This is a genomic window from Pseudomonas sp. P106(2024) (assembly GCF_057480815.1).
In genome coordinates, this window is sequence record NZ_JBLIYU010000006.1 from 101,103 (window position 1) to 122,908 (window position 21,806).

The 21,806-nt window shown below is 64.3% G+C and carries 17 protein-coding genes; 12 read left to right on the forward strand and 5 right to left on the reverse strand.

All coding sequences use genetic code 11. The annotated features are described in order from the left end of the window. Positions 1 to 175 precede the first annotated feature (175 nt). Together smc and AC25M7_RS12275 are read right to left on the reverse strand one after the other, a co-directional pair. Positions 176 to 3,664: a chromosome segregation protein SMC gene (smc, locus tag AC25M7_RS12270; RefSeq protein ID WP_263156128.1), complete on the reverse strand. Its 3,489-nt coding sequence runs from the start codon at positions 3,662 to 3,664 to the stop codon at positions 176 to 178. A 3-nt stretch (positions 3,665 to 3,667) separates the two neighbouring features. Beyond that, positions 3,668 to 4,327, reverse strand: a complete 660-nt coding sequence (locus AC25M7_RS12275; RefSeq protein ID WP_486971107.1) for a GntR family transcriptional regulator — start codon at positions 4,325 to 4,327, stop codon at positions 3,668 to 3,670. A 272-nt stretch (positions 4,328 to 4,599) separates the two neighbouring features. On the opposite strand from AC25M7_RS12275, the gene xdhA reads away from it, so the two are divergent. The 4 genes from xdhA (at position 4,600) to guaD (ending at position 10,671) form a co-directional block, all read left to right on the forward strand. Continuing rightward, entirely contained in the window at positions 4,600 to 6,054 is a 1,455-nt protein-coding gene (xdhA, locus tag AC25M7_RS12280; protein WP_028692854.1) for a xanthine dehydrogenase small subunit, read from the forward strand. Beyond that, on the forward strand, positions 6,047 to 8,446 hold the full coding sequence (xdhB, locus tag AC25M7_RS12285; protein WP_062362532.1) for a xanthine dehydrogenase molybdopterin binding subunit: 2,400 nt from the start codon (positions 6,047 to 6,049) through the stop codon (positions 8,444 to 8,446). The genes xdhA and xdhB overlap by 8 nt, the downstream gene beginning before the upstream one ends. A 64-nt stretch (positions 8,447 to 8,510) precedes the next feature. Then, positions 8,511 to 9,356 (forward strand): xanthine dehydrogenase accessory protein XdhC, encoded by an 846-nt coding sequence (xdhC, locus tag AC25M7_RS12290; protein WP_069017288.1) that lies wholly within the window; start codon positions 8,511 to 8,513, stop codon positions 9,354 to 9,356. Positions 9,357 to 9,366: 10 nt separating this feature from the next. Then, positions 9,367 to 10,671, forward strand: a complete 1,305-nt coding sequence (gene guaD / locus AC25M7_RS12295) for a guanine deaminase (RefSeq protein WP_062362535.1) — start codon at positions 9,367 to 9,369, stop codon at positions 10,669 to 10,671. On the opposite strand, the gene aqpZ is transcribed toward guaD, so the two are convergent. Together aqpZ and AC25M7_RS12305 are read right to left on the reverse strand one after the other, a co-directional pair. Beyond that, positions 10,668 to 11,366 (reverse strand): aquaporin Z, encoded by a 699-nt coding sequence (gene aqpZ, locus AC25M7_RS12300; RefSeq protein WP_028692850.1) that lies wholly within the window; start codon positions 11,364 to 11,366, stop codon positions 10,668 to 10,670. The genes guaD and aqpZ overlap by 4 nt on opposite strands. Before the next feature lie 149 nt (positions 11,367 to 11,515). Further along, positions 11,516 to 12,271, reverse strand: coding sequence for a GntR family transcriptional regulator (locus AC25M7_RS12305; RefSeq protein WP_028692849.1), 756 nt, complete (start codon positions 12,269 to 12,271; stop codon positions 11,516 to 11,518). A 358-nt stretch (positions 12,272 to 12,629) separates the two neighbouring features. Between AC25M7_RS12305 and AC25M7_RS12310 the strand changes: the two genes are divergently transcribed. Together AC25M7_RS12310 and AC25M7_RS12315 are read left to right on the forward strand one after the other, a co-directional pair. After that, entirely contained in the window at positions 12,630 to 13,979 is a 1,350-nt protein-coding gene (locus tag AC25M7_RS12310; protein WP_062362540.1) for an NCS2 family permease, read from the forward strand. A 153-nt stretch (positions 13,980 to 14,132) separates the two neighbouring features. After that, positions 14,133 to 14,909: an RHS repeat-associated core domain-containing protein gene (locus AC25M7_RS12315; protein ID WP_236248725.1), complete on the forward strand. Its 777-nt coding sequence runs from the start codon at positions 14,133 to 14,135 to the stop codon at positions 14,907 to 14,909. A gap of 72 nt (positions 14,910 to 14,981) precedes the next feature. Here AC25M7_RS12315 and uraH read toward each other — a convergent pair whose 3' ends face one another. Further along, positions 14,982 to 15,335, reverse strand: coding sequence for a hydroxyisourate hydrolase (gene uraH, locus AC25M7_RS12320; protein ID WP_028692847.1), 354 nt, complete (start codon positions 15,333 to 15,335; stop codon positions 14,982 to 14,984). A gap of 378 nt (positions 15,336 to 15,713) precedes the next feature. On the opposite strand from uraH, the gene puuE reads away from it, so the two are divergent. The 6 genes from puuE to AC25M7_RS12350 all read left to right on the forward strand — a co-directional run bounded on the left by puuE (position 15,714) and on the right by AC25M7_RS12350 (position 21,605). Then, positions 15,714 to 16,640 carry an allantoinase PuuE gene (gene puuE, locus AC25M7_RS12325; RefSeq protein WP_028692846.1) on the forward strand — a complete coding sequence of 309 codons (927 nt, stop codon included), beginning with the start codon at positions 15,714 to 15,716 and terminating at the stop codon, positions 16,638 to 16,640. Further along, positions 16,640 to 17,155 (forward strand): 2-oxo-4-hydroxy-4-carboxy-5-ureidoimidazoline decarboxylase, encoded by a 516-nt coding sequence (gene uraD, locus AC25M7_RS12330; protein ID WP_062362542.1) that lies wholly within the window; start codon positions 16,640 to 16,642, stop codon positions 17,153 to 17,155. The genes puuE and uraD overlap by 1 nt, the downstream gene beginning before the upstream one ends. Positions 17,156 to 17,259: 104 nt before the next feature. Then, on the forward strand, positions 17,260 to 17,763 hold the full coding sequence (locus AC25M7_RS12335) for an ureidoglycolate lyase (protein WP_011532943.1): 504 nt from the start codon (positions 17,260 to 17,262) through the stop codon (positions 17,761 to 17,763). Between the two features lie 45 nt (positions 17,764 to 17,808). Then, on the forward strand, positions 17,809 to 19,128 hold the full coding sequence (locus AC25M7_RS12340) for a urate hydroxylase PuuD (protein ID WP_028692844.1): 1,320 nt from the start codon (positions 17,809 to 17,811) through the stop codon (positions 19,126 to 19,128). A gap of 194 nt (positions 19,129 to 19,322) precedes the next feature. Continuing rightward, positions 19,323 to 20,678, forward strand: a complete 1,356-nt coding sequence (locus AC25M7_RS12345; protein ID WP_486971108.1) for a nucleobase:cation symporter-2 family protein — start codon at positions 19,323 to 19,325, stop codon at positions 20,676 to 20,678. 141 nt (positions 20,679 to 20,819) lie between these two features. Next, positions 20,820 to 21,605, forward strand: a complete 786-nt coding sequence (locus AC25M7_RS12350; protein WP_280063130.1) for an outer membrane protein OmpK — start codon at positions 20,820 to 20,822, stop codon at positions 21,603 to 21,605. Positions 21,606 to 21,806: the final 201 nt, after the last annotated feature.

The following is a 21,806-nucleotide window of genomic DNA, read 5'->3' on the forward strand; positions in this document are numbered from 1 at the left end:
TGAAAACAAAGGCTTCAAAGGCCTTTAACACGTGGCGCCAACTCTATGTTCTGACAGGCGTTTTACCCACGCAAAAAACAAGTGACATTAAGCTAGCACGACCAAAGGCAACTTTACACCGTCTGTCGCGTCTGCTGAGGCTTTTGCCTACATGTTCACACCCTTTCTTTACCCCTTACGCATCGACCATGGCCATAGCCTCTTCCACATCAACTGCTACAAGACGTGAACAGCCCGGCTCATGCATGGTCACCCCCATCAACTGGTCGGCCATTTCCATGGCGATCTTGTTGTGGGTGATGTAGATGAACTGCACGGTCTCGCTCATTTCCTTGACCAGGCGGGCATACCGCCCGACGTTGGCATCGTCCAGCGGTGCATCGACCTCGTCGAGCATGCAGAACGGTGCTGGGTTCAACTTGAAGATGGCGAACACCAGGGCCAGGGCCGTGAGTGCCTTCTCGCCGCCGGACAGCAGATGGATGGTGCTGTTCTTCTTGCCCGGCGGGCGCGCCATGATCGTCACCCCTGTATCGAGTAGATCTTCGCCCGTCAGTTCCAGATAAGCGCTGCCGCCACCGAAAACTTTTGGGAAAAGTGCCTGTAATCCGGCATTTATCTGATCAAAGGTATCCTTGAAGCGGTTGCGGGTTTCCTTGTCGATCTTGCGGATGACGTTTTCCAGGGTCTCCAGCGCCTCGACCAGGTCGGCGTCCTGGGCATCCAGGTAGCGCTTGCGTTCGGACTGCTGTTCGTATTCCTCGATGGCCGCCAGGTTGATCGCGCCCAGGCGCTGGATACGTGCCTCGAGCTGCTCCAGGGCCTGCTCGGTGCCCTGCTCGCTGGCGTCGGCCTCGAGCGTGGCGAGCACGCCCTGAAGATCGTAGCCGTCGGCGAGCAATTGTTCCTGCAAGGTCTTGCGCCGCACATCCAACCCCTGGGACTCCAGGCGCTGCTGCTCCAGCTGGCCGCGCAGCAGTTGCGACTGCTGTTCGGCCTGGGTACGGCGCCGCTCGGCATCGCGCAGCTCGCGATCGGCCTCATCCATGTGCAGGCGCGCCTGACGCATTTCCTCGTCGACGCTCATGCGTCGCTCCAGCAGTTCCTCGAGCTTGAGGCGCAATTCTTCCAGCGGTGCCTCGCCCTCCTCCAGGTTCAGGTTCAACTGCTCCTGACGCTCGCTCAAGCGCGCGGCCTGCTGCTCCAGGCGTTCAAGCGCCTGGCGGGTCGAGTCGTGCTGGGCGCGCAGCGAGCCCAGGCGCACGGCCAGCTGGTGGGCATGGTCCTTGTGCTGGCGGGCCTCCTGACGGATGCGGTCAAGACCTTCGCGCAGGGTGTCGCGGCGCGCCATCAGCAGCTCTCGCTGTTCGGTATCCTGGGCCATCAGGTCCAGGGCTTCCTGCAGCAACAGGCGCGCCTCGCCCAGTTGCTCGTGCTCCAGGGCGCGCTGCTCCTGCAGCTCGGCCAGTTCTTCCTGCAGGCGGCGGCGGCGCAGCTCCAGCTGTTCGGCACGGGCACGGCCGGCGGACAGGCGCGCCTTGAGCTCGCCATGCTGGCGGCTTTCGTCCTGGCTGCGACGGCGCAGTTGCTCGCGCTGCTCTTCCAGATCGAGCTGCTGCTCGCGCAGGCGTTGCAGCTGCTCGTCGAGCTGCTCGAGCAAGGCCTCCTGTTCCAACTGCTCCCGGCCCAGGCGCTCGATCTCCTGGCCACGGGCCAGCACGCCACCTTGGGCCTCGCCCCCTCGGCTGACCCGCAGGAAATGCCGCCCGACCCAATAGCCGTCGCGGCTGACCAGGCTCTGCCCGGCGCCCAGCGAGCCCCGCCGTGACAGGGCCTGTTCCAGGGTCTCCACCGGCATGACCTGGCCCAGCCAGGGCGACAGGTCGACGCTTCCTTCGACCTTGTCGAGCAGGCTGCCAGTAACACTCGCGCCCTGCACGCCGGCCATCAGCAGGCGCAGCTCGCCCTGCTCCAGCGCGGCGAATTCCAGGCCTGTGAAGTCATCCAGCAGCACCGCCTGCAGATCGGCGCCCAGCACAGTTTCCACCGCCAGCTCCCAGCCGGGCTCGACCCGCAGCCCCTCGGCCAGCCGTGGACGCTGCTCCAGGCCCTGGGCACGCAGCCAGTCGGCGGCCCCGACTCCCGGCTCCAGCGCGGCCTGCTGCAAGGCTTCGAGAGACGCCAGGCGCCCGCCCAGACGCTGCAGGTCGCCCTGCTGCTGTTGCTGCGCCTGGTTGGCCTGTTGCATCTGCTCGCGCAATGCGTCCAACTGCTCGACCACCTGCCGCTCCTGCAACTGGAGGTCTTCGAGCAGCAACTCACTGCTGGCCACCTGCTCGTCCAGGTCGCAGGTCTCGGTATCTTGCGAATCGCCGCCGAGCTGGTCACGCTCCTCGCCCAGCTTGCGCTGGCGCTCGGCCAGGCGTTCCAGGCTGGCCTCCAGCTGCGCCAGGCGCGCCTGCTGCACTTCGGCCTGGCGGCGCGGCTCGGCGGAGCGGGTGTTGAAACTGTCCCACTGCTCCTGCCAGCCGTGCATGCCCAGCTCGGCCTCCTCCAGGGTCGCGGCGGCCTCCTCGGCCGCGGCCAGGGTCAGTTCCTGCTCGGGTTCGAGCATGGCCAGTTCTTCACCCAGGGTCGCCAGCAAGGTGCGGTCGTGCCCCAGGTGCGATTCGGTTTCCAGACGGCTGCGTTCGGCCTCCTTGAGGTCATCCTGCAACTGACGCAGGCGCTGCTGGCCGTGCTGGATGCTCTGCTCGACCCGGGCGATATCGCCGGCCACCGAATAGAAGCGGCCCTGCACCTGGTTGAAGCGCTCGGACAGCTCATGATGGCCGTCGCGCAGGCGCTCGATGCTGGCATCGGCGTTACGCTGCTCGGCCACCAGGGCCTCGAAGGCGATCTCCTGGTCGCCAATGACCGTCTCGCGCTGACGCACCCGCTGGTCCAGGTCGCGCCAGCGCAGGGCCGCCAGACGCGCCTTGAGCTGGCGCTCCTCGGCCTTGTACTCGCGGTACTTCTCGGCGGCCTGGGCCTGGCGGTGCAGGCGCTCGAGCTGGCGTTCCAGCTCTTCGCGCAGGTCGGTCAGGCGCGCCAGGTTCTCCTGGGTGCGGCGGATGCGGTTTTCGGTCTCGCGGCGGCGCTCCTTGTACTTGGAGATGCCTGCCGCCTCCTCGATGAAGTTGCGCAGCTCTTCGGGCTTGGCCTCGATCAGCTTGGAGATCATGCCCTGTTCGATGATCGAGTAGCTGCGCGGCCCCAGGCCCGTGCCGAGGAAGATATCGGTGATATCACGGCGCCGGCACTTGGTACCGTTGAGGTAATAGGTGTTCTGCCCGTCGCGAGTGACCTTGCGGCGGATCGAGATCTCGGCGTAGGCGGCGTACTCACCGACCAGCGAGTTGTCGCTGTTGTCGAACACCAGCTCGATGCTGGCCTGGCTGACCGGCTTGCGGCTGGTGGAGCCGTTGAAGATGACATCGGTCATCGACTCGCCACGCAGGTTCTTGGCCGAGCTTTCGCCCATCACCCAGCGCACCGCGTCGATGATGTTGGACTTGCCGCAGCCATTGGGGCCGACCACGGCCGCCATGTTGCTGGGAAAATTGACCGTGGTCGGGTCGACGAAGGACTTGAACCCGGCCAGGCGGATGCACTTCAAGCGCATCGATCAGACCCGCGCCAGCGCCGCCAGCACCAGTTCGCAACTGCGCTGGCAATAGGCGGTGAGCACCTCGCGGATGCGCGGCAGGTCGCGGGCGACCACGGCTTCGAGCAGGCAGGCGAACAGCTCCAGGTAGTCGACCATGTTGGCCTGGCGCTGGTCCAGGGCCAGGTAGTAGGCGCGGCTCATGGCCGGCTGCAAGTTCTCGACGGTTTCCTGCAGGTACGGGTTGTTGGCGAACGGATAGGCAGCGCGCATCACCGCGAAACTGTCGGCGACGAAGGCCTTGATGTCCTTGGCGGCGTGGGCCTGCTTGAGGCGCTGCTGGATGTCCAGGAACGGGCGCAGGTCGCTGTCGCTGCGCCAATGCTGTGCAACGGCGTTGCCCAGCAGGATGTAGAACTCGCCCATCAGGGTGCACAGGCTGCGCACGCTGTTGTCGTCCAGCTCGGTCACATGGGCCCCGCGGCGCGGCAGGATCGCCACCAGATGGCGGCGTTCGAGGATAAGCAGCGCCTCGCGCACCGAGCCACGGCTGACGTTGAGGGCCTGGGTGACCTTCTGCTCCTGGATGCGCTCGCCAGGTGCGAGTTCGCCGCGGATGATCCGCTCGGCCAGGTAGTGGGCAATTTGCTCGGAGAGGCTGTCCGGCGCCTTGAACGTCATGGTTTTCCTTCGCGATCTGGGTAGCTGTGCACAAGGGCGCGATTGTAGCGCACTTGTCCCGTGCCCGCGCAGCGGCGCGACGCGCTTTGTGCGACTGGCGGGTCAACTTTCCCACTCGGCGCGAACTATGCTTGGAGAAAGGCTCGATGAAGCGGTTCGGAAGGCCTCTGGGCAAAATCTTGACCTTTGGGTCAGAAAATTATTGACCTCAGGGTCAAGCGTTGCTTAGAGTCCGCCCGAACAACAATAAAACCATTGCGAGGCCCTCCCCCGTGATCCAGTTTCTCGTCAACCAGGAGCTGCGCAGCGAGCACGCCCTGGACCCGAACATGACGGTGCTGCAATACCTGCGCGAGCACCTGGGCAAACCCGGCACCAAGGAAGGCTGCGCCAGCGGCGACTGCGGCGCCTGCACCGTGGTCGTCGGCGAACTCGTCCAGGACGATCAAGGCAGCGACAGCATCCGCTACCGCAGCCTCAACTCATGCCTGACGTTCGTGTCCTCCCTGCACGGCAAGCAGCTGATCAGCGTCGAGGGTCTCAAGCACCAAGGTGAACTGCACAGCGTGCAGAAGGCCATGGCCGACTGCCATGGTTCGCAGTGCGGCTTCTGCACCCCCGGTTTTGTCATGTCGCTGTTCGCCCTGCAGAAGAACAGCGAGGGCCACGACCTGCACCAGGCCCAGGAGGCCCTGGCCGGCAACCTGTGCCGCTGCACCGGCTACCGGCCGATCCTTGCCGCCGCCGAGCAGAGCTGCGCCCAACCCTGTCGTGACCAATTCGACGCCCAGCAGGCGCAGACCATCGCTCGTCTCAAGGCCATCGCCCCGCAACAGACCGGCGAGCTCAACAGCGGCGACAAGCGCTGCCTGGTGCCGCTGACCGTGGCCGACCTGGCCGACCTCTACAGTTCGCACCCCGAGGCGCGCCTGCTGGCCGGCGGCACCGACCTGGCGCTGGAGGTCACCCAGTTCCATCGCACCCTGCCGGTGATGATCTACGTCGGCCATGTCGCCGAGCTCAAGCGCATCGACAAGACCGCCACCCACCTGGAGATCGGCGCCGCCACCCCGCTGACCGACTGCTACACCGCGCTCAACCAGGAGTACCCCGATTTCGGCGACCTGCTGCACCGCTTCGCCTCGCTGCAGATCCGCAACCAGGGCACCCTGGGCGGCAACATCGGCAACGCCTCGCCGATCGGCGACTCGCCGCCCCTGCTGATCGCCCTGGACGCGCAGATCGTCCTGCGCCAGGGCGAGCGCCAGCGTACCCTGGCCCTGGAAGACTACTTCATCGACTACCGCATCACTGCGCGCCAGGACAGCGAGTTCATCGAGAAGATCATCGTGCCGCGCGCCAGCAATGACTGGGCGTTCCGCGCCTATAAAGTGTCCAAGCGCCTGGACGACGATATCTCCGCCGTGTGCGCGGCGTTCAACCTGAGCATCGAGAACGGCGTGGTCAGCGGCGTGCGCATCGCCTTCGGCGGCATGGCGGCGATCCCCAAACGCGCCCGCGCCTGCGAGGCCGCGCTGCGCGGCAAGCCATGGAACCAGGCCAGCATCGAGCGTGCCTGCCAGGCCCTGGCCGAGGACTTCACCCCGCTCAGCGACTTCCGCGCCAGCCGCGAGTACCGCCTGCTGACCGCGCAGAACCTGCTGCGCAAGTACTTCATCGAACTGCAAACGCCGCACATCGAAACCCGGGTGACCGCCTATGTCTAACCATCACGCCGTCAAGAGCCAGGCCGAGATGGCCGCACTGTTCAGCCAGGACCTGACCACCGGGGTCGGCCGCAGCCTCAAGCACGACAGCGCCGACAAGCATGTGGCGGGCGAGGCGGTGTACATCGACGACCGCCTGGAATTCCCCAACCAGCTGCACGTCTATGCGCGCACCGCGGATCGCGCCCATGCGCGCATCCTGCGCATCGACACCACGCCCTGCTACCAGTTCGAAGGCGTGCGCATTGCCATCACCCACGAGGACATTCCGGGGCTCAAGGACATCGGCCCGGTGGTGGCCGGCGACCCGCTGCTGGCCATCGACAAGGTCGAGTTCTTCGGCCAGCCGGTGCTTGCCGTGGCCGCCCGCGACCTGGACACCGCCCGTCGCGCTGCCATGGCCGCCATCGTCGAATACGAAGATCTGGAACCGGTGCTCGATGTGGTCGAGGCGCTGCGCAAGAAACACTTCGTGCTCGACAGCCACACCCACAAGCGCGGCGATTCGGACGCAGCCCTGGCCAGCGCCCCGCACCGCATCCAGGGCAGTCTGCACATCGGCGGCCAGGAGCACTTCTATCTGGAAACCCAGATCAGCTCGGTGATGCCCAGCGAAGACGGCGGCATGATCGTGTACTGCTCCACGCAGAACCCCACCGAGGTGCAGAAGCTGGTCGCCGAGGTGCTCGACGTGCCGATGCACAAGATCGTCGTCGACATGCGCCGCATGGGCGGCGGCTTCGGCGGCAAGGAAACCCAGGCCGCCAGCCCCGCCTGCCTGTGCGCGGTGATCGCGCGGCTGACCGGCCAGCCGACCAAGATGCGCCTGCCCCGTGTCGAAGACATGATGATGACCGGCAAGCGCCATCCGTTCTACGTCGAGTATGACGTCGGCTTCGACGACACTGGCCGCCTGCACGGCATCAACTTCGACCTGGCCGGCAACTGCGGCTACTCGCCCGACCTGTCCGGCTCGATCGTCGACCGCGCCATGTTCCACTCCGACAACGCCTACTACCTCGGCGACGCCACGGTGCACGGCCACCGCTGCAAGACCAACACCGCCTCCAACACCGCCTACCGCGGCTTCGGCGGCCCGCAAGGGATGGTTGCCATCGAGCAGGTGATGGACCATATCGCCCGCCACCTGGCGCTGGACCCGCTGGCGGTGCGCAAGGCCAACTACTACGGCAAGACCGAGCGCAACGTCACCCACTACTACCAGACCGTCGAGCACAACATGCTCGAGGAGATGACCGCCGAGATCGAGGCGAGCAGCGACTACCACGAGCGCCGCGAATCGATCCGCCGCTTCAACGCCAACAGCCCGGTGCTGAAAAAGGGCCTGGCGCTGACCCCGGTGAAGTTCGGCATCTCGTTCACCGCCACCTTCCTCAACCAGGCCGGTGCCTTGATCCACATTTATACCGACGGCAGCATCCACCTCAACCACGGCGGCACCGAGATGGGCCAAGGCCTGAACACCAAGGTGGCCCAGGTGGTGGCCCAGGTGTTCCAGGTCGACTTCAACCGTATCCAGATCACCGCCACCAACACCGACAAGGTACCCAACACCTCGCCGACCGCGGCCTCCAGCGGCGCCGACCTGAACGGCAAGGCGGCGCAGAATGCCGCCGAGATCCTCAAGAAACGCCTGACCGAGTTCGCCGCCCGGCACTACAACGTCACCGAGGAAGACGTCGAGTTCCGCAACGGCCATGTACGCGTGCGCGACCAGATCGTCAGCTTCGAGCACCTGGTACAGCAGGCCTACTTCGCTCAGGTGTCGCTGTCGACCACCGGTTTCTACCGCACGCCGAAGATCTTCTACGATCGCGCCCAGGCCCGCGGCCGGCCGTTTTACTACTACGCCTTCGGTGCGGCGTGCGTGGAGGTGATCGTCGACACCCTGACCGGCGAGTACAAGATGCTGCGCGCCGACATCCTGCACGACGTCGGTGACTCGCTGAACCCGGCCATCGATATCGGCCAGGTCGAAGGCGGCTTCGTCCAGGGCATGGGCTGGCTGACCACCGAGGAGCTGGTGTGGAACGCCAAGGGCAAGCTGATGACCAACGGCCCGGCCAGCTACAAGATCCCAGCGGTGGCCGACATGCCGATCGACATGCGCGTCAAGCTGGTGGAGAACCGCAAGAACCCCGAGGACACGGTGTTCCATTCCAAGGCCGTGGGCGAGCCGCCGTTCATGCTCGGCATCGCCGCCTGGTGCGCAATCAAGGACGCGGTGGCGAGCATCGCCGACTACCGTGTACAGCCCGAGATCGACGCACCGTCGACCCCGGAGCGGGTGTTGTGGGGCTGCGAGCAGATGCGCAAGGCGGTGGCCGCGGCTCAGCCTGCCGAACAGCAACTGGAACCCGTGACGCACTGACGCCGCGCTCCCTGTAGGCGCGACCTTGCGTTGCGCCCACAGGGGACCGAGGAGGACTGAAGACATGCACCAATGGATCAACGCCCTCGCCGACCATCAAGCCCGCGGCGAACCCTGCGTCCTGGTGACCATCATCGAGGAACGCGGCTCCACGCCGCGCAACGCCGGCTCGAAAATGGTGGTCAGCGCCAGCGCGCTGTACGACACCATCGGCGGCGGCCACCTGGAATTCAAGGCCCTGCACATCGCCCGGCAGATGCTCGAGGAACACCGCGGCACCCCGCATCTGGAGCGTTTCAGCCTTGGCGCCAGCCTCGGTCAGTGCTGCGGCGGCGCCACCGTGCTGCTGTTCGAGCCGATGACCGGCGTCCAGGCCGAGATCGCGGTGTTCGGCGCGGGCCATGTCGGCCGCGCTCTGGTACCCTTGCTCGCCGCGCTGCCCTGCCGGGTGCGCTGGATCGACTCGCGCGAGCAGGAGTTCCCCGACGTCATCCCCAACGGGGTGAGCCGGATCGTCAGCGAAGAGCCGGTCGACGAAGTCGCCGACCTGCCCGCCGGCAGCTACTGCATCGTCATGACCCACAATCACCAGCTGGACCTGGAACTGACCGCCGCGATCCTCAAGCGCAACGATTTCACCTGGTTCGGCCTGATCGGCTCGAAGACCAAGCGGGTCAAGTTCGAGCACCGCCTGCGCGAGCGCGGTTTCGACGACGCCCTGATGGCGCGAATGCGCTGCCCGATGGGCCTGGCCGAGGTCAAGGGCAAGCTGCCGATCGAGATCGCCGTGTCCATCGCCGCCGAGATCATTGCCACCTACAACGCCTGCTTCGGCCAGCACGACGCTGCCGCCAACTCAGGCCCCATCGCCCAGTTGCTGCCGTCCTCGCGACGCAGCCAGATCCTTTGACGAGAGCCCCATGAGCGCAACCCGCAAAGCCTACCGAGCCGCCATCCTGCACAGCATCGCCGACCCCGCCGAGGTCGGCCTGGAGGCGTCCTGCGAATACTATGAAGATGGCCTGCTGGTGGTCGACAACGGCCGCATCAGCGCCCTGGGCCATGCCAGCGAGCTGCTGCCGACCCTCGACGCCGATATTCCGGTGCAGCACTACCAGGACGCCCTGATCACCCCGGGCTTCATCGACACCCACATCCACTTCCCGCAGACCGGCATGATCGGCTCCTACGGCGAGCAACTGCTGGACTGGCTGAACACCTACACCTTCCCCTGCGAGAAGCAGTTCGCCGACAAGGCCCACGCCGACCAGGTGGCGAAGATCTTCCTCAAGGAACTGCTGCGCAACGGCACCACCACCGCCCTGGTGTTTGGCAGCGTGCACCCCGAGTCGGTCAACGCCCTGTTCGAGGAGGCCGAGCGCCTTGACCTGCGCATGATCGCCGGCAAGGTGATGATGGACCGCAACGCCCCCGACTACCTGACCGACACCGCCGAATCCAGCTACCGCGACAGCAAGGCGCTGATCGAACGCTGGCACGGCAAGGGCCGCCTGCACTACGCGGTCACCCCACGCTTCGCGCCGACCAGCACGCCGGAGCAGCTGAGCGTGGCCGGCCAGTTGCTCAAGGAGCACCCGGGCGTGTACATGCACACCCACCTGTCGGAGAACCTCAAGGAGATCGACTGGGTCAAGTCGCTGTTCCCCGAGCAGAAAGGCTACCTGGACGTCTACGACCACTTCGAGCTGCTCGGCGAGCGCTCGGTGTTCGCCCACGGCGTGCACCTGTGCGACGACGAATGCCAGCGCCTGGCCGAGACCGGCTCGGCCATCGCCTTCTGCCCGACCTCCAACCTGTTCCTGGGCAGCGGCCTGTTCAACCTGCCCCAGGCCGAGCGTTTCAAGGTCAACGTGGGCTTGGGCACCGACGTCGGCGCCGGCACCAGTTTCTCGCTGCTCAATACCTTGAACGAGGCATACAAGGTGATGCAGTTGCAAGGCGCGCGCCTGCACCCGTACAAGTCGCTGTACCTGGCCACCCTCGGCGGCGCCCGCGCCCTGCGCCTGGACGACCGCATCGGCAGCCTGCGCCCGGGCAATGACGCCGACTTCGTGGTGCTCGACTACAAGGCCACGCCGCTGCTGGACTACCGTCTGCAGCAGTCGAAGAACATCGAGGAGACCTTGTTCGTGCTCACCACCCTGGGCGACGACCGCACCGTACGCGAGACCTACGCCGCCGGGCGTTGCGTGCACCAGCGCTAAGGCTGTTTCGCCAGGCCTCGATAGAGCGCACCGCCGATCGCCGCGCCGATCAGCGGTGCCACCCAGAACAGCCACAGCTGCTGGACGGCCCAGCCACCGACGAACAACGCCGGCCCCGTGCTGCGCGCCGGGTTCACCGAGGTGTTGGTTACCGGGATCGAGATCAAGTGGATCAGCGTCAATGCAAGACCGATGGCGATCGGCGCGAACCCCGCCGGCGCCCGGGCATCGGTGGCGCCCATGATGATCACCAGGAACATCGCGGTCATCACCACTTCACTGGCAAAGCCTGCCGCCAAGGTGTACCCGCCGGGCGAGTGCTCGCCGTAGCCGTTTGAAGCCAACCCATTGGCCAGCTCGAAACCGGCCTTGCCGCTGGCGATGAAGTAGATCACCGCTGCGGCGAGGATCGCGCCGATCACCTGGGCGATCACATAGGGCAGCAACTCCTTCGCCGGGAAGCGCCCGCCCACCACCAGGCCGAACGACACGGCGGGATTGAGGTGACAACCGGAGATATGACCGATGGCGAAGGCCATGGTCAGGACCGTCAGGCCGAAGGCGAAGGCAACACCGAGGACACCGATGCCGACCGGGGAACTGGCGGCCAGCACCGCGCTGCCGCACCCGCCAAGGACCAACCAGAACGTGCCGACCAACTCGGCACCCATGCGCACACCCAGGGACGAACTCATGGAGCATTCCTCAAGTAATTGGACGCAACGACTGCGCAAGCCCAACTGCCTGATGAAGGTTTGCTGAAGAGAAATCTAGCAGAGCTTTGGCCGGTGGCCAGAAACGACCAGGGGCCGCAAAGCGGCCCCTGGTTCATGCAGGCAAACGATCAACCCTTGGCGGTGGCCTTGGGCTTTTTCAGCAGGTGCGAGAACACCGCGTGCAGATCGTCCGAGGCGCTCTCCTCGTCGAGGTTGAGCTTGCTGTCGATATGATCCATGTGGTGCATCATCAGGCTCACCGCCTGTTCGGCGTCACGGGCCTCGATGGCGTCGATCAGTTGCATGTGCTCGTCGTACGAGCAGTGCGAGCGGTTGCCGCTTTCGTACTGGGCGATGATCAGCGAGGTCTGCGACACCAAGCTGCGCTGGAAACTCACTAGTGGCGCATTACCTGCGGCCTCGGCCAGCTTGAGGTGGAATTCGCCGGACAGACGAATACCGGCGCCGCGGTCGCCGCGGGAGAAGCTGTCGCGCTCCTCGCGGACCATCTGGCGCAGTTCGTTGAGCTGCTCGGCGGTGGCGTGCTGCACGGCCAGTTCGGTGATGGCGCGCTCGACCATGCGCCGAGAGAAGAACACCTGGCGCGCCTCTTCCACCGTCGGGCTGGCCACCACCGCGCCGCGGTTCGGCCGCAGCAGCACCACGCTTTCATGAGCCAGGCGCGACAGGGCGCGGCGGATGATGGTGCGGCTGACGCCGAAAATTTCGCCCAGTGCTTCCTCGCTCAACTTGGTGCCCGGGGCCAGGCGCTGCTCGAGGATCGCCTCGAAGATGTGCGCGTAGACGATGTCGTCCTGGGTACCGCTGCGGCCGGCCTTGCCGGTACGCGCAGGTTTTTTCAGAGGTTGCAGCTGTTCGTTCATGGGCGCTCGAGCACAAGGGATCTGCCAGTCGGACCGTGACTGTAATGCCCGTCGACGGGGGGATGGCAAGTCCGGAAAGAAGATAATGGGCCAAGGTATGGCGCCATTGTACACAGGCTGACCCGTTTCTGCAGGTGGCCTTTTACCTATATAGCCGTTGTACGACCGTTTGTACGCACAAAAGATAAAACATTATTTGCTTTATTTGTACACAAAAGCATAATCCTGCGAGCAACTTCCTGACCCATAAGTCAACAAAATGGTCGGACGTCTGCCACACCCTCCCTCGCGAAGCCCCCAAGTGCGTCGGCTCAGGACCAGGCTTCGAACAACAAGAAAGACTTGAGGAGTACTCGCTGTGGAAAGCCGCAAATCCGAAGCACCTACGCTGGATCTCGCCCCACCGCTCGAATCGGGCTGGCTGGAGCGGATTTTCAAACTCAAGCGACACGGCACGACCGTCAGGACCGAACTGATCGCCGGGGTGACCACCTTCATCACCATGGCCTACATCATCTTCGTCAACCCCAACATCATGGCCGACGCCGGTATCGACCACGGCGCGGCGTTCGTCGCCACCTGCATCGCCGCCGCCCTGGGCTGCCTGCTGATGGGCCTGTACGCCAACTGGCCTGTGGGCCTGGCGCCGGGCATGGGGCTCAACGCCTTCTTCACCTACACCGTGGTCGGCACCATGGGCTACAACTGGGAAACGGCGCTGGGGGCGGTATTCGTCTCGGGCGTGCTGTTCATGTTCCTGACGGTTTCGCGGGTGCGCGAGTGGCTACTCAACAGCATCCCGGTAAGCCTGCGCCATGCCATGGGGGCCGGCGTCGGATTGTTCCTCGGGCTGATCGGCCTGAAGACCGCCGGCATCATCGTCGACAGCCCGGCCACCCTGGTCAAGCTGGGCTCGCTGCATGAGCCCGGCCCGCTGCTGGCGGCCGTGTGCTTCCTGTTGATCGCCATCCTCAGCTACAAGCGGGTGTTCGGCGCGATCCTGATCAGCATCATCGGCGTCACCCTGGCCGGCTGGGGCCTGGGCTTGGTCAAGTTCGGCGGGGTAATGTCGATGCCGCCGAGCCTGGCGCCGACCTGGATGGCCATGGACGTGGCCGGGGTGTTCAACGTCAGCATGATCAGCGTGGTGCTGGCGTTCCTGTTCGTGCACATGTTCGACACCGCCGGCACGCTGATGGGCGTGGCCCAGCGCGCCAACCTGGTGGCGCCGGACGGACGCATCGAGAACCTGTCACGGGCGCTCAAGGCCGACAGCACCTCCAGCGTGTTCGGCGCGGTGGTCGGCGTGCCGCCGGTGACCAGCTACGTGGAAAGTGCCGCGGGCGTGGCGGCGGGTGGGCGTACCGGCCTGACGGCCGTGGTGGTCGGCGTGCTGTTCGTTGCCGCGATGTTCTTCGCCCCGCTGGCCGGGATGATTCCGGCCTATGCCACCGCCGGCGCGTTGATCTACGTGGCGATGCTGATGATGGGCAGCATGGCACATATCGAGTGGGACGAAGCCACCGACAGCATTCCGGCGATCGTCACGGTGATCATGATGCCGCTGACCTTCTCGGTGGCGGACGGCATCGCCCTGGGCTTCATCAGCTACGTGGCGCTGAAGGCGGGTACCGGCAAGTACAAGGAAATTTCGGCCAGCCTGTGGGTGCTGTGCGCCATCTTCATTGCGAAGTTTGTGTTCCTCTGATCAGCGAGATTCATTCGACTCACCTCGGGCAGCCGCAGCGGCCCGAGGTGCCACGTTCGGCTGTGCCCTTCTGACATTTTTGATAGGTGTAAATCCGCTGCAAGCACGCTACTACTAGCAGGAAAAGCCCTCCTCGCAGGAGTATCAAAAATCATGTTTATTCACATATTGGCAACAGACTGGGCCCACTCAGTCATGCAAGCCCAGTCCATCCCAAACGCCTATACACCCTATGGAAGCAAGGTACACAGGCCAGGCGTACGGACCGGCTTCAGTGGGCAGATTCCAGACCCCAGCACCGGCCATTATCATCTGGGCAACGGTCACCGTCTGCTCCACCCCCACCTCATGCGCTTCATTAGCCCAGATCCGCTAAGTCCCTTCGGAGAAGGTGGCAGCAATAGTTACACCTATTGCGCAGGCGACCCGATCAATAAACATGACCCTACTGGCGGTGTCACTGCTTTCATCAAGGAGATGCATCAACAATTCACGACTTCGTTTTTACGCAATACCGTGCCCGGCGCCACACCGGGACGCGTCTTGGCCACGTCGGAAGCCAAGCAGATCGTCAATGCCCCAAACAAATCGTTTTTTGGAGAACGTGTCGCCGGCGCCTACATTGCAAAAGACAGTAATGGGGCCCCGCCCTTGCCCCAACATCTCCAGACTCGTTACGCAGAAACCGTGCAACAGGCGAATAGGGGGGAAATCCCCTCTGTCGTCGCCCATCTGGAGATGGCAAACACCTGGCTGAAATTCAACGGTACTCCAGAAGCGGTTGCCGCAAAAATCACACCCGGAACCATAGCAACCGCTGTAGTCGGCCACCTGCTGGGCGCAGCGACGGCTGGAGGCGCGGACATAGCTGCCTTGAAAACCGGAAGAGCATTGAATCTTTCCAGCACCGTAGAGAAAGTCAGGGAGTAAGGCTCCAGACGAAAAAAAGCCCGCCAGTGTGAGAGCGGGCCAAGGACCTACGAAGATTCTTCTAGCGACCAACTAGCTTCCACGATAGGTCGAATAGCTGTACGGCGAAATCAACAGCGGCACGTGGTAGTGCTCCTGCTGCTCGTCGATACCGAAGCGCAGCACGACCACGTCGAGGAACGCGGTGTCCGGCAGCTTCACGCCCTTGGCGCGGTAGTAGTCACCGGCGCTGAACTGCAATTGATAGACGCCGGTGCGATAGTCGTCGCCCTGCAGCAGCGGCGCGTCGACACGGCCATCACTGTTGGTCAGGGCGGTGTTCACCAGCTCCAGCTGCTGGCCTTCGACGCGGTACAGCTCGACCTTGATCGAGCTACCCGGGCAGCCGTGCGCGGCGTCCAGTACGTGTGTGGTCAAACGTCCCATTTGCTTGTCGCCTCTTGTCGTATGCGTGGGCAAAAAATACACGGCAATCACCGGGCACGGGGCCTGCGGCGTGCGGGAATGAAGTCATTAAGACAGTTTATCGGTAAATTGTACACAATTTTTTATCCCATCCTGCGCAACCTCTACAAAACAAGCCACCAGTCGCGAAGACAAGCGCCATGCTGCCGCTCTCACCATTTACTGACCAATCGGGCAGGTTTCTTGCAAGCCATTCTCACGCGACAAATGGGAAGAAATGCGGAAAAACAGGCTTACAAAAGATTTCAGAAGTTGTATACAATCAGCCCATCCGGTGGTGCGACATCCCGACGCGGCCCGCCCCACCCACCGCATTAACGAACAAGAAGGAAGACTGCAGTGAGCGCTGACTACCCACGCGACCTGATCGGTTACGGCAACAACCCACCTCATCCGCAATGGCCGGGGAATGCCCGCATTGCGCTGTCCTTCGTGCTCAACTACGAAGAAGGTGGCGAGCGCAACATCCTGCACGGCGACAAGGAGTCCGAAGCGTTCCTTTCCGAAATGGTCGCCGCCCAGCCGCTGCAGGGCGTGCGCAACATGAGCATGGAGTCGCTCTACGAATACGGCAGCCGCGCCGGCGTCTGGCGCCTGCTCAAGCTGTTCAAGGACAGCGGCGTGCCGCTGACCATCTTCGCCGTGGCCATGGCCGCCCAGCGCCACCCTGACGTGATCCGCGCCATGGCCGAGGCCGGCCATGAGATCTGCAGCCACGGCTACCGCTGGATCGACTACCAGTACATGGATGAAGCGCAAGAGCGCGAGCACATGCTCGAGGCCATCCGCATCCTCACCGAGATCACCGGCGAGCGCCCCGTGGGCTGGTACACCGGCCGCACCGGCCCGAACACCCGGCGCCTGGTGATGGAGGAAGGCGGCTTCCTCTACGACAGCGACACCTACGACGACGACCTGCCCTACTGGGAACCGAACAACCCGACCGACAAGCCGCACCTGGTGATCCCCTACACCCTGGACACCAACGACATGCGCTTCACCCAGGTCCAGGGCTTCAACTGCGGCGAGCAGTTCTTCCAGTACCTGAAGGACGCCTTCGACGTGCTCTACGCCGAGGGCGCCGAAGCACCGAAGATGCTCTCGATCGGCCTGCACTGCCGCCTGGTCGGCCGTCCCGCGCGCCTGGCCGCGCTCAAGCGCTTCGTCGACTACGCCAAGAGCCACGAACAGGTCTGGTTCGCCCGGCGCGCGGACATCGCCCGCCACTGGCACGCCACCCACCCGTACAAGAAAGAGAACGCCTGATGACCGCCTTCAAGACCCTCAAGCCTTCCACCCTCGAGCGCGCCGCCTTCGTCGCCGCCTTCGCCGACATCTACGAGCACTCGCCGTGGGTCGCCGAGAAAGCCTACGACCTGGGCCAGCTGGCCGAGCTGGACGAGATCGAGGCGCTGCATCAGCGCATGAGCGACATCCTGCTCAGCGCCAGCCATGCCGAGCAACTGGCACTGATCAACGCTCACCCGGACTTGGCCGGCAAGGCCGCCATCCAGGGCGAGCTGACCGAGTCGAGCACCAATGAACAGGCCGGCGCCGGCATCCACCAGTGCACCGCCGAGGAGTTCGCCCGCTTCACCGAACTGAACGACGCCTACAAGGCCAAGTTCCAGTTCCCGTTCATCATGGCGGTCAAGGGCAGCAACCGGCACCAGATCCTCGCTGCCTTCGAAAAACGCATCCACAACGACCGGGATGCCGAATTCAAGGAAGCCCTGGCACAGATCAACCTGATCGCCCTGTTCCGCCTGCTGCAGCTTTGAGGACTGCGTGCCCGCCTCGCCCGAGTGCGTGACGCGTCCGCACCCAGGGCCCGGCAGGCCGGTCCACCAGAATCCAGAACAACGAACATACAAGAGAGACCCGCATGCGCACCCTGATGATCGAGCCCCTGACCAAAGAAGCCTTCGCCCCCTTCGGTGACGTGATCGAAACCGACGGCAGCGACCACTTCATGATCAACAACGGCTCGACCATGCGCTTCCACAAGCTCGCCACGGTCGAGACCGCCGAGCCCGAGGACAAGGCGATCATCAGTATCTTCCGCGCCGACGCGCTGGAGATGCCGCTGACCGTACGCATGCTGGAACGCCATCCGCTGGGCAGCCAGGCTTTCATCCCGCTGCTCGGCAACCCCTTTCTGATCGTGGTCGCGCCAGTTGGCGATGCACCTGTATCAGGCTTGGTCCGAGCCTTCCGCAGCAATGGCAGGCAGGGCGTTAATTACCATCGCGGCGTCTGGCACCACCCGGTGCTGACGATCGAAAAGCGGGATGACTTCCTGGTGGTTGATCGCAGTGGTTCTGGCAACAACTGCGATGAGCATTACTTCCCCGAGGAACAGATGTTGATCCTCAATCCCCACCAATAAGAAAGGGTCGGTCATCGAGATGGTGACTGGCGAGAGGTACATACTGTGGAAGCACACCTTCACGAATGGCTGAACCTGAGCATTCGCTGGGTTCACATGATCACCGGCGTGGCCTGGATCGGTGCATCGTTCTACTTTGTCTGGCTGGAGAACCACCTGAACCGAAGCAACCCGCGCGATGGGTTGTCGGGTGACCTCTGGGCCATCCACGGCGGTGGTATCTATCACCTGGAGAAATACAAGCTCGCGCCGCCGAAAATGCCCGAGAACCTGCACTGGTTCAAATGGGAAGCCTACTTCACCTGGATGTCCGGGATCGCCTTGCTGTGCGTGGTGTTCTACTGGAACCCGAGCCTCTACCTGCTGGCGCCCGGCAGCACCCTGAGCGGCGCCGAAGGGGTGGCCATCGGTATCGGTTCGCTGGTTGCCGGCTGGTTCATCTACGACTTCCTGTGCGACTCGCCCCTGGGCAAGCAGCCGGCGCTGCTGGGCGCCGTGCTGTTCGTGCTGATCATCGCCGCCTGCTGGGGCTTCAGCCTGGTGTTCAGCGGCCGTGGCGCCTACCTGCACACCGGCGCGATCATCGGCACCATCATGGTCGGCAACGTGTTCCGCATCATCATGCCGGCCCAGCGCCAGCTGGTGGCGGCGATCGAGAACAACCAGACGCCCGACCCGGTGCTGCCGGCCAAGGGCCTGCTGCGCTCGCGCCACAACAACTATTTCACCCTGCCGGTGCTGTTCATCATGATCAGCAACCACTTCCCGAGCACCTACGGCAGCCAGTACAACTGGTTGATCCTGGCCGGGATCGCGGTGGCCGCTGTATTGATCCGTCACTACTTCAACACCCGCCACGACAGCAACAAGTACGCCTGGACCCTGCCCGTCGGTGCCCTGGCGATGATCTGCCTGGCCTATGTGACCGGTCCCAAGCCGCTGCCAACCGCACCCGAGCAGGCCGCCGCCAAGGTCGAGTACCAGCCGCTGCCGGCCACTGCCGTCGGTGGCAAGACCGCCGCCGAACTGCGCGCAGAGGAGGCCGCCAAGCCTGCCCAGGCACCCGCTGCGGAACCTGCCCAGGCCACGGCCCAGGCGGCCACCGGCAGCTTCGACAAGATCCACACCGTCATTCAGGAACGCTGCACCGTGTGCCACTCGGCCAAGCCGACCAGCCCGCTGTTCAGCGCCGCCCCTGCCGGCGTGATGTTCGACACCCCGCAGCAGATCCAGGCCCAGGCCGCGCGCATCCAGGCGCAGGCCGTCGCCAGCCAGATCATGCCGCTGGGCAACATCACCCAGATGACCGTCGAGGAGCGCAAGCTGGTCGGCGACTGGATCGCCAAAGGCGCGCAGGTCAACTGAGACACCCCACGATTGCGTGGGAGCGGGCTTGCCCCGCGATGAGGCCGGTACTCCCGGCCTCGCTTCCAAGCTCTACGTAACAAGCAAGCATCGAGCGTTCGGCTTCACGTGGGTCCCCAGCCTCCTTCACCGGAGCCTGCCACGTGAAGCCGCCCGCTTGGATCCGAGAATAAAAACAAAACTCGAGGTGCTGCATGTCCGAGTCACCCAAGGCGTACATCCCTGTTGCGCCACCACGACAGCCCCTGCCCTTGTTCCAGCTGATCCTGGTGGGTCTGCAACACGTTCTGCTGATGTACGGGGGCGCCATCGCGGTGCCGCTGATCATCGGCCAGGCGGCGGGCCTGTCCCGCGAAGAAGTCGCCTTCCTGATCAACGCCGACCTGCTGGTCGCCGGCGTTGCCACCATCATCCAATCCTTCGGTATCGGCCCCGTGGGCATCCGCATGCCGGTCATGATGGGCGCCAGCTTCGCCGCCGTCGGCAGCATGGTGGCCATGGCCGGCATGCCCGGCGTCGGCCTGCAGGGAATCTTCGGCGCGACCATCGCCGCCGGGTTCTTCGGCATGCTGATCGCGCCGTTCATGTCCAAGGTCGTGCGCTTCTTCCCGCCGCTGGTGACCGGTACGGTCATCACCTCGATCGGCCTGTCGCTGTTCCCGGTGGCGGTCAACTGGGCCGGCGGCGGCCATGAGGCACAAGCCTTCGGCGCGCCGACCTACCTGATGGTCGCCGGCCTGGTGCTGGCGGTGATCCTGCTGATCAACCGCTTCATGCGCGGCTTCTGGGTCAATGTGTCGGTACTGGTGGGCATGGGCCTGGGCTATGTGCTCGCCGGCTCCATCGGCATGGTCGACCTGTCGGGCCTGAGCGAGGCGCCGTGGCTGCAGGTGGTCACCCCCCTGCACTTCGGCATGCCGACCTTCAGCCTGGCGCCGATCCTGTCGATGTGCCTGGTGGTGGTGATCATCTTCGTCGAGTCCACGGGCATGTTCCTCGCCCTGGGCAAGGTGACCGACCGTGAAGTCACGCCGGGCATGCTGCGACGCGGCCTGCTGTGCGATGCCGGCGCGTCGTTCATCGCCGGTTTCTTCAACACCTTCACCCACTCTTCGTTCGCCCAGAACATCGGCCTGGTGCAGATGACCGGGGTTCGCTGCCGCTACGTCACGGTGATGGCCGGCGCGCTGCTGATCCTGCTCAGCCTGCTACCCAAGGCGGCCTTCCTGATCGCTTCGATTCCGCCCGCGGTACTGGGGGGCGCGTCCATCGCCATGTTCGGCATGGTCACCGCCACCGGGATCAAGATCCTCCAGGAAGCGGACATCGCCGACCGACGCAACCAGCTGCTGGTCGCGGTCAGCGTCGGTTTCGGCCTGATCCCGGTGGTGCGGCCGGAGTTCTTCGCGCAGATGCCGCAGTGGATGGAGCCCATCACCCACAGTGGCATCGCCATGGCCACCCTCAGCGCCCTGGTGCTGAACCTGCTGTTCAACATCCTTGGCGGCGCCGACCGCGCCGCGCACAACGATGCCTGTCACCAGCATTGAGTGACCTGGGGCGGTGCCGTACCGGCCGCCCCGTTCCAACCACGCGGTAACGCTGGACCGTCGGCCCGCCGGAATGGGCCGCCCGGGGCGCTTGCGCGCCGAAAAAGCCCTTACAAAAACAATAAGTCCGGGAATCACAACATGAAGCGCATCACCACGTCCGTCCTGCTGGGCAGCAGCCTGCTGGCCACCCTCCCCGCCCACGCCGGCGAATGGCTGCAATGGCACGGCGAAAGCCTGTCCTACCTGTACGGCAAGGACTTCAAGGTCAACCCCGACATCCAGCAGACCATCACCTTCGAACATGCCAACAAATGGAAGTACGGCGACACCTTTCTGTTCGTCGACAAGATCTTCTACAACGGCAAGGCCGACCCCGGCAAAGGCGTGACCACCTACTACGGCGAGTTCAGCCCGCGCCTGTCGTTCGGCAAGATCTTCGAGCGCAACCTGGCCTTCGGTCCGATCAAGGACGTGCTGCTGGCCATGACCTACGAACGTGGCGAGGGCGACAACGAGGCCTACCTGATCGGCCCCGGCTTCGACCTGAACGTGCCCGGCTTCAACTACTTCACCTTGAATTTCTACGTGCGCAACACCGAAGGCAGCCGCCCCGGCGACAACGTCTGGCAGATCACCCCAGCCTGGTCGTACACCCTCCCGGTGGGCAAGTCCGACATCCTGATCGACGGCTACATCGACTGGGTGGTCGATAACGACCAGACCCGTCGCGGCACCTACCACGCCAACCTGCAGTTCAACCCGCAGGTCAAGTACGACCTGGGCAAGGCCCTGAACCTGGGCGCCAAGCAGCTCTACGTCGGCTTCGAATACAGCTACTGGAAGGACAAGTACGGCATCGACAGCCGCGGCAATGTGGACAGCAACCAGAGCGTGGCCAGTGCCCTGGTGAAGGTGCACTTCTGAAAAACTGACCGAACGCCCAAATTTGCACCACCGTGCTCCAGGACGGAGCACTTGAGGCCCGGCGCGCAAGTGAGTAATCTGCGCGCCCCCTCGATCGGGGCGGGAAGGATCCCGCCCGCGTTTGCTGACCGCTCAGTCAATGTTTCCGGGCGGTTGGCCAACGTGTTGCCAGCGTGAAATACCCATTTCATCCGTTCAGAA